Here is a 12,974-nt window from a genome sequence, read left to right on the forward strand (position 1 = left end):
TAACTTTATAATTCTGAGTTTCGCTTTGTAGTGCTGTGAGTAATAAATTTATATAGGGATATTATGTTTTTTGGTTGTTATCGCAGCTTGTGTAAAAATGAAGCACCTCACATTATAATTCAGATGGGAAATACTTTTTAACTAAGGCGGAAAGGACTGCGAGCGTTTCTTCATCCATTTTACCGTCATAGCACTCTGGGCGAAAATGTAGTTGGAAAGCTCGAATTAAAATCTCATAACCTATGTTAGTATCAGCACTACTGGTATCATAACCATAAATATTAAATAATTTTAGAATTTCATCTTTATCCGGCATGGAGTGATTATACTGGCATAAATATTCATTTTTTGTTTCATCATCATACCAGGCTCCGACGCCACACATATACAGTTCAAACCACGGGAAGGCAGCCCCGGGATCACTTTTACGCCCCAAGGAAATATCTGAATGAGCCAATACATGGGTGGGAGATATATCCGGATAACGTTGTAAGATGTTAAGCGCTAAATCTTTTACGGCTTCAATTTGCTCATCATTATAGGGTGGGAAAGTAAAATTACCATTATTATCAGATGCCTGGTTAACAATCTCAATGCCAATCGAACTGTCATTCAGATTGGTTCGCTGGTGCCAGCGACTTTCCCCTGCATGCCAGGCCCGATCATTTTCATCTACCAAATTAAATATACGCAGCTCGTCAAATCCGGCGGCTATATAGCTCGGATCCATAGGATCTGGAATTAAATAATGCGAACTGACTAACGGGCCAGTTAATGCGGTGATCGAACCGGTGAAATCAACGACGGTATAGTGGAGAATCAAATATCTAACGCGTTTATCGAATCCTTTCACAGCACGGAATGAATTATAATCTATATTTATTAATTGAGTGTTTTCCATTTAAGTACTCCTTGTTATTTGTGAATGATTAAAATTATTTTATTCATCTTGCCGTCCATTAACACCGATTGAGATTTACATTAATTTAATTTAATCGAACGGGCAAGTTTGATTTTAAATTATGGTGCGAACAACGACCGTTTTATATCACTAAGTCAATGTCGTATTGAATAGAATCAATAGCATATAGAGATGACAAAAAGTCATTCAGCTCATCTGATTGGTGTGAAACTTAAAAATCATTAAACATGACATCTGAAAGTTGTGTGTTACTTATTTAATAGATTTATGAATGGGCCGGGGAAACTAAAAAAATACTGGCGCAGCATTTATCAGATACAGGATGGTTCAGGATTTTATTTCTACTAAATTGATATCTTCGCATCTTAAACTCGCTAAAATGACAGAGACTCATATTAATGACATTATGGATGGGATGCTTAGTTATAATATTCAAGTAAGAAATTATTATTTTAACCGCCTGTTGAAGAACCAATAAAGAGCCAATGTAGCCGCTACGACCTGGAAAAAGTTATGCTGGTAAATATGTCTGTGGCCATGCTGACGACCTTATGTTACCCCGGCGTATTGGGTGGCCCGGCGCTAATTGGCTGGATAACGTATCTCTCTGATCTGTATGTGGCATTTTTTGTGGTTGTGGCCGTATTCCTGATTATTACTTTAGGTGCCTATACATTACAGTATTAGATTTTAACTGAGTGGCAATTGTGCCTTTTATCCTGATTATCTTATACCGCAAGGAGTTTCAATGAGCGTCAAACTTATCGCAGTTGATATGGATGGCACCTTTCTAAACAGCAAAGGTCAGTATAATAAATCTCGTTTCAGAAAACTGTATCAACAGTTATTGCAGCGCGGTATTAAATTTGTTGTAGCCAGTGGCAACCAATACTATCAGTTGAAAAGTTTTTTCGATGATATTGACGACCAAATAGCTTATGTGGCTGAGAATGGCGGATATATCGTTGATAAAAAACAGGAAGTTTACTGTGGAAAGCTACCTTCTGCGCAGGTGGCTCAAGTGCTGGAATGCATCAGTACCTTATCGGGAATCAATTTTCTGGTATGCGGTAAAAAGAGCGCTTATATGCTGGAGACTGGCGCTCCCGATTTCTTTAATGGAATGCGTACCTATTATCACCATCTCAACACAGTCTCTGATTATGCGCAGATCGATGACGTTATCTTTAAGTTTGCCCTTAGTTATGAACAAGATGACGTAAGCGGGCTGATGGATGAAATAACACAAAAAATAGGTGACATTGTCACAACTGTTTCTAGCGGACATGGTTCTGTAGACCTGATAATTCCCGGGAATCATAAGGCTAATGGTATCAAGCGAATCCAAGGCATCTACGGTATTGCAGATAATGAAGTCATGGCATTGGGTGATGGCGGTAACGATCTGGAGATGTTAAGACACGCAGGTTACAGTTTCGCTATGGAAAACGGCTCGCTGGCGGCAAAACAAGCGGCGAAATACCGTGCTCCGGCAAATAATGAGGACGGTGTATTAAAAGTGATCGATGATTGCTTGAATAATCGACCACCATTTGATTTATACCACAAATAAATGATGCAACTACGTGAAATCAGCAGGGTCATAGCCGATGATTTTTCTCAGATTTCACGTAGCGCGATCGGAAATAGGCAGTGGTTTGCTGCTATAGCCAACAATTAATCGATGAACATCCCGTGAGCATCTCGATTAAAATTAATCTTAACGCAGTGTCATTGGTCAATGGGTAGTCAGGTCGTTCACATTAAAATTGGTTCAGAAGAACTGGAGTACTCGAAGGAGCAAGTTGAGTGAGCGAAGCATTCAATGAGTTATCGGTTAGCGGGAATACATGTCGGTCAGTAAAAGATATAGGTAACAAAAGAATGAAGCTGTGAATGAGGAATGTTTGCGAGCTTGACTAAGGATGAGTGCATTATTCAGAATCAGGTTTTAGTTGGGATAAGTAAAACCCAAAATGAGCCTGGAATGAAGAGCAACAGGAATAAACAGCCAATGGATAAGGATTAAGGCCAAAATCGGGAAACTCACACACCTTTACCTCGGTTCGCATAATGTATATTATGTTAAATAGAATATGATGGTTGTTAATGAGTTCATGCACCATATCTCGGTGTGTTTATTAAGCCCTTCCCTTTAACAGAGATGCCTCGCTAACTTTGCCATAACAGCGCTTGACCTCCGTCCTTCCGCCTTATTGATTAAATACCCGCCACGGATAATACTGCTAAAGTAAGATTCTAAAATCTCGTGGAACTGGACATGAAAATTATTATCATAGTGCTTGTGTTGTGTATGAGCGCCTGTACATCTTCTAAGCATATAGGTATTAGCGGCGGTTCGGGTGGGATTTCGGGCGTTAGCATGGGCACTGTTATTCGGTAATTTACCGCGTATGTGGTTGATTATAGTGATGACGAATACCGCCTTTCGCGGCATGAACGGTTGTTTCCCTCGTAATATCCTCGATGCAATCTATGGTATAGAGAATAAATGTGAATACAGTCAGGAAATGTGGGACGGTTATCAATAGATACCTTTTTTGTTAATTTTATTACCCGCTATGACTTAAAAACTCTCGGTTTGCAGTACCAATCCTAACGCAGAATATACAGGCCGTTGCAGACTGACATGATGATCAGTCTGCATACAGCTGAGCGAAGCAAAACCGAGAGTGAAAATCAAACCCGCGCTTGGTTAATTAACCACGTAATAAGATAAAGTGGCTTTATCGAGGTGAATATCACATCGATTCTTATCCTCATGAGGCGTTTCCGCTACGGTAGAAACCAGCCATTGCCCTTTCGCCGTAATAGGTAGCGTTAATTTCCCATTGCTGTCCGTCTGGCCTTTTAAATCCACATCTTCAAAGGCGTAAGTGTGCGCCAAGGCGGGATGAGACAATGTATTATTTTTTTCATGGGCGTGATCGTGATGATGGTGTTCATGACCCTGTCCCTCGGCGTCGCTGCGTTCCTCCCCATCATTAAAAATAACGCCAAAGGTGTGATTCGCCAAAGGTTTACCGTTATACAGCAGTTGTAATTCCAAATCGTCGCCAATCGACAGTTCATTCGGATTCTGTAATGGGACAAACTCTAATCTTAATCCCATCGGTTGGGTAATAAACGGATTGGCATCGGGATTTTTCACAAAGCTGATGGTTTTACCGGACATAGTGTTATCGGTGCAAAAACTACCTGGCCATTGGGTTTTATCTTCTTCCTGACGCCATTCGTCTTTCTCCCCTACGCGCTTCACTGACCAAATAGTTGGCTTATAGGTAGACAGAGCGATATAAGAGCCAGGCTTCAAGTTCTCCTGCTGGAATTTGACGTTTTTACCGTCGATGTTAAAACTGTATTCCTTACTGCCGTTGGTCAATTTTAGCGGGGCAAAGAAATGCAGTCTTTGAGCCGGAATCGCTTCCCCATGTGGAAATCCGTGACCATAGGCCATTTCTACCGTTGCCGTAGTGGTGTTCGCCGGAGGCATATTGGTCCATAAATCATGGGCGCTGACCGTTGAATGTAACAACGAAGCGCACAGGCCAAGAGAAAAACACAGGGTATGAGTTCGATTCATTTAACTACTCCATATTTAATATCCAACAATATCTGGACGTTAAGGTCAGCTATCCCTTCCCGGCCACAGAATTTGAGTGTGATAATGTAACAAACTTCATTTCCTACGGCGAATGTTTTTGTTATGTTATAACATAATTATCATCGCGGTAATTAACGATATCTCACAAAGTAGCGATAGTGAACATGGCCGCATAAATGCTCTGTAATGTTCTGCATGAAGCCATAACCCCCCTTTCCCGTTGAAGAATGATGAATTAGTGCTTTCATCACCTTTTCTATCGTATGATTGAAATCATATGCATTTCTAACAACTTGATTCCCCCAAATACGACAGCCGTCGCTCACGAGCTCATTTCCGCTTTTCAGCCACGAGCTATAGATAAAATCCGGTTTATAGCTATTTTTTTATAACTGTTTTTTATAACTATTTTGTTTATCACCCCTAGGCTTGCAATGACTAGGTTTATAGACATGAGGCGGGAATAATTAAGCCTCCTGAAAACTGCCGGAGAGAATCATTCAGTGAGAAATTACGATGAAAAAAAGTAAGACGCTGTTCTGGCGGCACGCTAGCGCCCTGTTTGGTTGGGCGTTAATCTATTATGTTGCGGGTGTGGTTTCGCAACAGTTTGATTCCCCGGCGTTTCAAATATCTCTGGTGTGGTTTCCCTCCGGGGTGGCTGTCGCTGCCTTTTTGGCGGTCCGCTGGGGCTCGTGGCCGCTGCTGTTCTTTATTTTTTCGATGGTGAGCGTTCTACTTGAACAACACTGGCGCGAAGATGTGCTCAGTGCGTTGTTCTATTCCGTCCTGTCGTTACCTGCCAGCGTGGTTATTGCCTGGATAGTGCGGCGTTTTGCTCGCCCCAATGACGATTTGCACGCTATTTTACTGTGGATAAGCGCGACTCTTATTATCAGCGCGCTGGATGCATTGATAACCGGTGGCGGAATTGCGTTGGCGGCAGGTTTACCGCTATTCAGCCTGTTCTGGGTCAGCCTGATTGCCGACGTGACCGGCATTCTGTTTGTGACCATCATTATTATGGGTTTCCTGAATATCAGAGTGCGTTCCGCTCGACTCACGCTAAGGGCAAAGCTGGCGGGAGCCGTTGTTTGGTTACTCCTTTGTGCTAGCACCTGGCTAATCTTTTCCGGAAAACTACAGGATTTCGCGGCCAGCGGCGCCGCGCTGTATTTTGCGCTGTCCTGCATTCCTATCGCTATCGCTATCGTGCTATCGATTATAGCCGGTAATCGGGGCGGTTCGCTGGCATTGCTGACATTGGGTGCCATTGTGATTTTTTATACCTATCAACACCAAGGTCCATTCTTCTTACAAGGGCTTCATAGCGGCGAACCCTTGCTGCTCACTCAGTGTTATCTGACCGCCACGGCTTTATTGATGGTATTCCTGCGTGGATTATCTCACTCAATACACAGTTTCAACCCAGAAACCGGTCGTATTGAAGGAGACGGGGTGATGTACCAGCTAAACCTGGAATCGGGCGAAATCCTGTGGGATAGCGACATTGGTGCCCTATTCGGTGAGCGAGGATCGACCGCTTTCCTGCATATTGATGCTGTATTGCCGCGCATCCATCCGCAGGACAGAGAAAAACTGAAACAACATTGGCGGGCGGCAGAAGGTCGGGAGCCGCAAGGTGCTTTGGCGTTGCGCATCCGGACAGCCAACGGAGAATGGCTTTCTATCGTGGATGGCGGCTGTGTGCTGCTGACCGGTACTGAAGGTAATCGTGTGATGGGTAACTGGCAAATTAGCCAGTACAACTAGATTAGCCCGTACAAACAAGGGAAATAGAGGTATGAACCGTTATTTACCGCAGAGATGCCTACTATGATTCAAATCGCCCTGCTGTTATTTGGCGTTGATTTTGTCCGCTCCAAAGCCCGATTTCTTGGTTTTCTTGGCGCAGTCTGGGGATTAATTGGCATCGGGATTTTTATCGATGGTATCGATGGTACGCTGTATTTTCCCATAAAGACCTTTGGCGTGCTGCTATTACTGGAAAGTCTGGTGACGCTCAGCGTGGCCGCCAGCGGCGTAGGCGCACAAAAAGCAGTGCTGTATTTTAAAGGCGGGTTGTTTTGTTTCGTGGCGCTGCTGATCCTGTCGAATAAAACCTACAGTAATCTGCTGCTGGCGATTATCTTCGGCTTTGCCTATTTCATTATTGGTGCGTTAGTGATTGCTTCCGCCTGGGTGGTTCGTTATCCCCGCTGGAAACAGGCAATGGCCGGCGGAGGCTGTCAGATTCTATTCGCCATGTTTATGTTTAGCCCTTATCCCACGCACTATCAGGCTACTGTGTCATTCTTTCTGGGTGTCCTAATGTTTATCAGCGGGGTGAATACCCTACTGCTGGCAAGGCGCGCCAACCAGTTGAGTGAAGGCACTTCGGTATTCGCGCTGTTGGCTCCTTCGGATATTCTGTCCGGATTGACCAAAAAGTCTGCGGCAAAACCGAGGGCACTTCCACCTGAGCATGTGGATTTCACTGGACCACTGACCGTGCATATCTGGACGCCGGAAGGTGCCGCGAGTGCCAGAACCATTCCGCGCCCAGTGATCAATCGCTATATTGCGGCGGTGGATACACAAGGGGTGATTTCCACCGGCCATGCGGCGCTGGAATTATCGCCGAAAGTGTACATCAGTCTGTATCCCGCAGCGGATATCGATCGTTCTCCATCCGAGTTCTTGCGGTTGCTTAAGGCTACGCGCGATAACGACGTTGACGGGAGTTTTCAGCCGGATTACGCCACCGAAGCGGCCAATTGGTGTGAATCAGACAGAAAAATATTATTCCATGAATACAACGGTCCGGCGCTTTTGCGCTATTGGGACGTTTATCAGCGCCAGAAAACCTATAACCTGACATCACGTAATTGCTCCAGCAGCGTAGCATACGCGTTAGAAGCGTCATTAGATGGCGTACTGGCCGAACAGGGGAAACACTGGCGGCCAGCGTTACGAACCTTGTTTATGCCTGAACTGTGGATCGCAGCTCAGGTTCGACGACGAGCAATAACCATGGCCTGGACGCCGGGTTTAGTGATGGATTATGCCCGTGCGCTGCGAGCGATTGTGCATCCGGTGCCACAATCCTGGTATCAGCGAATGCCGTGGAAATGGCGCGTAAGCGATGATAATAAGGCGGGAACAGAAACTGATAAGATTTTTTAGACCCAATCTTGTTGATTAAAAGTGACAGCGTCACTCATTCGGTGACGCTGTCGTCGCATTCTGAAAGCGTAGGTAGCGAAAGTTTAACGGAACGGAGGCTCGTTAAAGGTGCGCAATTTACGCGAGTGTAATTGGTCGCCCTCTTCGCGTAACAAATCAATGGCGCGAATACCTATCTGCAAGTGTTCGGAAATCGCCCCCTCATAAAAATGGTTCGCCTGACCGGGCAATTTGATTTCTCCATGCAAAGGTTTATCCGAAACGCACAGCAAAGTACCGTAAGGAACGCGGAAACGATAACCCTGAGCGGCAATGGTCGCACTTTCCATATCCACGGCGACGGCGCGGCTCAGGCTAAACCTCAGCGCTGAAGCAGAGAATCTCAGCTCCCAGTTACGATCGTCCGAAGTGACCACCGTACCGGTACGCAACCGCTGTTTAACCTCTTTCCCCGGCATTCCGCTAACCGCTTTGGTCGCGTCATACAGCGCCCGCTGCACTTCGGCAATGCTGGGAATGGGAATATCCGGTGGTAATACGGCGTCCAGAACGTGGTCATCCCGCAAATAAGCGTGTGCCAGCACGTAATCCCCAATCGCCTGACTTTCCCGCAGTCCGCCGCAGTGTCCAATCATCAGCCAGGCATGAGGCCGCATAACCGCCAAATGGTCACAGATCGTTTTGGCATTGGATGGACCGACGCCAATATTCACCAGCGTGATTCCCTGCCCGTTTTTAGCGATCAAATGGTAGGCCGGCATTTGATGTTTTTTCCACGCCAAATCCGAAGTGGTTTTTTGCGGATCGGCGTTTTCCGCCGTGATAAAAGTGCCTCCGGCGCAGGATAATGCCTCATAAGGGCTACTCGGATCGAGAATCTGTTCGCAGGCCCAACTGACAAACTCATCCACGTAGCGACTGTAATTGGTAAATAGAATATAAGGCTGAATATGTTCGGCTGGCGTACCGGTGTAGTGTTTCAAACGCGCCAGTGAAAAATCGGTGCGCAGCGCGTCAAAGTGAGACAGCGGGAAGTTCTCCGTCGCGGTATCCAATCCATCGGTAATACCGTCGCCAATCTTGGCTAGATCGGTGGTGGGAAAGTGCTGCGCCAATCCGGCGGTCATGGTGCGGTCTAATACCAGATCTGAACCGTCGATCACAAAGGGATAGGGCATATCTATTTGTGACGGCGTCACTTCAAAACGTGCGCCGTACTCACCTTCCAACAGAGTCAACTGTTCGGTGAGATAGCGACGGAACAACGCTGGGCGCGTCACCGTGGTGCTGTAGCAGCCGGTTCGGGAAAAACGTCCATAAGCGCGGGTACGAATATTGTCGCGGAACTGGCCTTCCCAACTGACGCTTAGCTGAGGATAGGCAAATAAACCTTTGGCACGTTCTGCCGCATCGGGCAGTTTTCCTTCGTGCACAAAGTCGCTGATAGCTTCTCGCAACGCAACTAATGCCGCACTGTACAGCGCCTCGAGTTTATCCAACGCCTCCGATGCAGTGAGATGAACACTATCTTGCGTTTTTTTCAAAATATCTCCTTAAAGCAAAGGGTAAGGCGTTTGATTTAGCTTACTAATATAGTCGTCTTTAGGAAATGATTGATATAGTGATTTAGTTTTATCAGAAGAACAAACAGAGCCACCTTCCTGAATCCTTTCTTGTGAAATAAACAGTATGGCTCTCTGCACAAAATGGAGCATTCCAAGCTGACTACTGCCGAAATCATCTATAGTGTTCTGTCTGCTATATGGATGACAGATTTTCTGAAAATGGCCTCAGTGCTGAAGGAACCATGGTAAATAATATAAACGGCCCCGATCATACTAACAAACACCCTATGGCGGGTTTTCCGCAAGTTTGTTACATCAAAAATACGGTAACTAATCCCAATATTATTATCGGAGATTATACCTATTACGATGATCCTGATAATTCCGAGGATTTTGAGCGCAATGTTCTGTACCACTTCCCATTTATTGGAGATAAATTGATTATTGGGAAATTTTGCGCCATTGCCAGAGGTGTTAAGTTCATTATGAATGGTGCAAATCACAAGATATCAGGCGTCTCGACTTATCCTTTCCAAATATTTGGAAACGGCTGGGAAAAAGTAGCCCCTTCTCCTGAAGATCTCCCGTTTAAAGGCAATACTGTGGTGGGCAATGATGTGTGGATAGGATTTGAAGCGCTAATTATGCCGGGAGTGAATATCGGTCATGGCGCGATAATCGCGTCCCGTTCTGTCGTAACCTCAGACGTACCGGCCTATTCGATCGTTGGCGGTAATCCAGCAAAAGTCATTCAATATCGTTTTGCTCCAGACCTGATTGTTAAACTTGAGCAACTAGCATGGTGGGACTGGCCAGTAGAAAAAATCACTCAGAATTTATCGTTAATAGTGTCGGATGACGTGAATGCGTTGGTTTCAATCATGGATATCTAGCTAATGTTGGCAGAGCTGACCTGCGGCGGTTTCCCCGTGGTCAGCGAGTAAGCCATATGAAATAGCTATAACGGAGACTATCTGCGCCAAACGGTAATTCCGACTTTCCGACTTTATCTCCCTCCCTCCTTTTATTCATGCCGAATTAATCAGCGTCGAACAGTTTATTTATTTTCTCTCGATTCTTACCTTATTTGTAAGAAATCAGATAGTGCCAATCACTGCCATTTGAATAATAAGTTCACGCCCATATCTGATATTCAATACCATTATTTATTAAGTAGTTACCTGTGTTATGTCATTTGATTTGGCCAGTAAAGATGTGGAATCTAGGACTTCCCACAAGGGAGAAAAAAGGTAGCGCCAAATGGCTTCAAGGTTATAGGCGCTATAAATAACAACATTCCACCCTTTAAATTAAGAGAGAAATATATGACGACTAACAATTCACAACTGAGACATGGCCGAATTACTACTCCTAAAACTCGCGGATTAGTGGCAACCGATTTAGGATTAATCGGCGAATGGGAAAATAATGAAATGGAAGGCGGGAAAAATTTCCCTGACTTAAACGCGGGTCCGGTTCCTGCGCCGTTCCAGGCGGATAATCCAAGTAATATTCCTCCTAAGGATGGGTTGATTCTCAGCGGCGGCCACGCAGGCAACCGTGAATCGGTCAACTTTACCGATCAGGAAATGCAGCAAAAGCTGCGAGCGCTGGGCAAAGCCGATGACAGTTTCAGTTGGCCTAAAATTGCGGTAAAACCTGGCGAGCTGTTTGACGTCAAATGGGCCTACACCGCCCCTCACACCACTCGCGGTTATCGCTGGTTTATTACTAAGGACGGTTGGAATCCGCAGGCGCGCATCACTCGCGATCAGCTGGAAGTGGCTCCGTTCAGCGAAGATTTCTACCCGTTCGTGCCTTATTACTCACATCAGGCTAAATTGGTAGCAAAAACCAACCATCAGGTTCTTTTACCTACAGGTAAAAAAGGCCATCACGTTATTGTACTGCTTTGGATCGTGGCGAACTCTGGTAATGCTTTCTATCAGGCATTTGACGTTGATTTCGGTGCATAAACCCCATGGGTGATGCTTGACTATAATTGTTATCGCGACGCCGGTCTGCTTAGGAGTACCGGCGTTTTTGCCTTGTTTCCCGCTTTTCTTCTTTAATGTCCCTCTTTTGTACACTATCCCTGGTTCGCCCCTATCTTTTCGCGTCAATTCATTCCGTATAGCGATTGTTTTTGATAAACAAGGGGTGGTTTTGCCACCTATTCAAGCGTTTGATTGGTGTTAATGAGAATTAAAGTATCCGCTGTTGCAGATAACACATTATTTTCTGCGTTAGACATCTCTCATAAAGGGTCCCTTTTGCGTGGCAAAATCATTTTTACGCAGTGGAAATTTAGATGACATGCTTGCCTTGGGCGAAAATGGGCAACCGGTTTATGCTTCGGCACTCCAGCTTCGGGAAGCGTTACGCTTAAGAAAACAGCAACATATTGCTGACTGTCTGGCGATTCCTCAGCCAAATGAAGACGGCGACCGCATGGATTGGTATTCCCCTATATCAGGCAAGGTTACCTCCTGGATTGCGGCCAGCCATAGCCAGCGCACTTCGGCCATAAAGCAACTGGAAATGTGCCAGGCCACGGTGGCGGCGATTAGCCAACGCGCTCAGCAGGCGGAAAAAACCGGTCATAAGCTATTCGGCGCGCTGTTGGCAAAAGCCTTCCAATTTCCCGATCAGAATCACGTTTATTTGGTAGATGACAAACCAGTCATTACCTTCTGGGGTTTCGTCAATCTGGATAAAAAATCCCGATCCGACGCTCTGGATTGCCTGCGTGCCACGGTGCATGAGCCAGCCGTTGAGATGATGCCAGCGGCTGCGCCGGTTAGCCCGAAAACAGCGTCTGCCGCGACCATACCGCCGACGATCCCCGAGCCGGTGATTGCCCCGCCGCCACCGCCAGTAGCAGAAAACCAGCCGGTGCCGCCAAACCGCTGGCGTCGCCTGCGTTTATGGCTATTGTTACCGGCCGCCGCCGTGATTGCGGTTTTAGCGCTGCAACTGTCAGCGACCAAGCCTGCCCCCGTAGCTAAGCCTGCAGTCAGCCCAACCGTGACCAAACCGGCCACTAAACCGGTAGAACATCCTGCTTCAAAACATCCAGCTTCGGCAGCTAAACCCGCGCCTATCGTGGCCGCCGCCCAACCAGCGGCAGACAAACCTGCGGCAGAAGTCGAAAAACCCGCGCCGACAAAGACCTCAGAAGCGCGGCTGCCAAACCCATTGCCGGTGACTCATGCGACAGTGATCGCTCCAGTCGTACCTGAGCCACCTGTGGCTGCCGCAGTAGAAACCGTTGCCGTGCCGATTCCGAAAGATGCGTTGGTATTGCCAGCGGACGCGGTAAAAATCGGCTCCACCAAGTTTCTGAATGGCCGCTGGCGTGTATTTGTGGATATCAAAGATCCACTGACGGGCAAACCACCGGTACTGAAATACCAGATAAATGATGGCAAAGGCACCGCCCGCATCACCTATGGTGACAACATCAGTTGCCGGGTCAATGTTAATGCCGGTCTGATGCAATCTGGCAATCTGGTGATCAATAGTCGTACCAAGGCCCGCTGTAGCGATGGTTCCCGTTACCAGGTTCCCGAACTGGTGTGCAAACAAGGCCTGACCGGCCCCGCTGAATGTACCGGCCGCTATGACGCTGAAACCCTTCTTCCAATGACGATGAAACGTGAGAGTAAATAAACAC

9 protein-coding genes and 1 pseudogene are annotated in these 12,974 nt (G+C 46.4%); 7 read left to right on the plus strand and 3 right to left on the minus strand.

Going from position 1 to position 12,974, the window contains the following annotated elements; genetic code table 11:
- Nucleotides 1–112 precede the first annotated feature (112 nt).
- On the minus strand, nucleotides 113–901 hold the full coding sequence (locus tag ACQ4OC_RS03500) for an N-acetylmuramoyl-L-alanine amidase (RefSeq protein WP_064513764.1): 789 nt from the start codon (nucleotides 899–901) through the stop codon (nucleotides 113–115).
- 525 nt (nucleotides 902–1,426) lie between these two features.
- On the opposite strand from ACQ4OC_RS03500, the pseudogene ACQ4OC_RS03505 reads away from it, so the two are divergent.
- Both ACQ4OC_RS03505 and ACQ4OC_RS03510 read left to right on the plus strand, forming a co-directional pair.
- Nucleotides 1,427–1,609, plus strand: a pseudogene (locus tag ACQ4OC_RS03505) (MFS transporter); the annotation flags it as partial.
- Nucleotides 1,610–1,670: 61 nt separating this feature from the next.
- Entirely contained in the window at nucleotides 1,671–2,495 is an 825-nt protein-coding gene (locus ACQ4OC_RS03510) for a Cof-type HAD-IIB family hydrolase (protein ID WP_064513765.1), read from the plus strand.
- A 1,143-nt stretch (nucleotides 2,496–3,638) separates the two neighbouring features.
- Here the strand turns inward: ACQ4OC_RS03510 and ACQ4OC_RS03515 are convergent.
- The gene (locus ACQ4OC_RS03515; RefSeq protein WP_064513768.1) at nucleotides 3,639–4,526 is read right to left on the minus strand and encodes a DUF4198 domain-containing protein; all 888 of its coding nucleotides are present in this window, start codon (nucleotides 4,524–4,526) and stop codon (nucleotides 3,639–3,641) included.
- A 537-nt stretch (nucleotides 4,527–5,063) separates the two neighbouring features.
- Between ACQ4OC_RS03515 and ACQ4OC_RS03520 the strand changes: the two genes are divergently transcribed.
- Complete coding sequence (locus ACQ4OC_RS03520) at nucleotides 5,064–6,320, plus strand: MASE1 domain-containing protein (RefSeq protein WP_064513770.1); 1,257 nt, start codon at nucleotides 5,064–5,066, stop codon at nucleotides 6,318–6,320.
- A gap of 63 nt (nucleotides 6,321–6,383) precedes the next feature.
- Nucleotides 6,384–7,733, plus strand: a complete 1,350-nt coding sequence (locus tag ACQ4OC_RS03525; protein ID WP_064518263.1) for a hypothetical protein — start codon at nucleotides 6,384–6,386, stop codon at nucleotides 7,731–7,733.
- An 83-nt stretch (nucleotides 7,734–7,816) separates the two neighbouring features.
- Here the strand turns inward: ACQ4OC_RS03525 and ACQ4OC_RS03530 are convergent, their stop codons facing one another.
- The gene (locus tag ACQ4OC_RS03530) at nucleotides 7,817–9,277 is read right to left on the minus strand and encodes an AMP nucleosidase (protein WP_064513772.1); all 1,461 of its coding nucleotides are present in this window, start codon (nucleotides 9,275–9,277) and stop codon (nucleotides 7,817–7,819) included.
- A gap of 263 nt (nucleotides 9,278–9,540) precedes the next feature.
- Here ACQ4OC_RS03530 and ACQ4OC_RS03535 point away from each other — a divergent pair, with 263 nt between their 5' ends.
- From ACQ4OC_RS03535 to ACQ4OC_RS03545, 3 genes are all read left to right on the plus strand, one after another.
- On the plus strand, nucleotides 9,541–10,191 hold the full coding sequence (locus ACQ4OC_RS03535; protein ID WP_430970979.1) for a Vat family streptogramin A O-acetyltransferase: 651 nt from the start codon (nucleotides 9,541–9,543) through the stop codon (nucleotides 10,189–10,191).
- A gap of 432 nt (nucleotides 10,192–10,623) precedes the next feature.
- Nucleotides 10,624–11,274: a lytic polysaccharide monooxygenase auxiliary activity family 9 protein gene (locus tag ACQ4OC_RS03540; protein WP_064513774.1), complete on the plus strand. Its 651-nt coding sequence runs from the start codon at nucleotides 10,624–10,626 to the stop codon at nucleotides 11,272–11,274.
- Nucleotides 11,275–11,575: 301 nt separating this feature from the next.
- On the plus strand, nucleotides 11,576–12,970 hold the full coding sequence (locus tag ACQ4OC_RS03545; RefSeq protein ID WP_064513775.1) for an SrfA family protein: 1,395 nt from the start codon (nucleotides 11,576–11,578) through the stop codon (nucleotides 12,968–12,970).
- Nucleotides 12,971–12,974 lie beyond the last annotated feature (4 nt).

It is taken from the genome of Yersinia sp. J1 (genome assembly GCF_050586585.1).
Lineage (GTDB): Bacteria > Pseudomonadota > Gammaproteobacteria > Enterobacterales > Enterobacteriaceae > Yersinia > Yersinia entomophaga.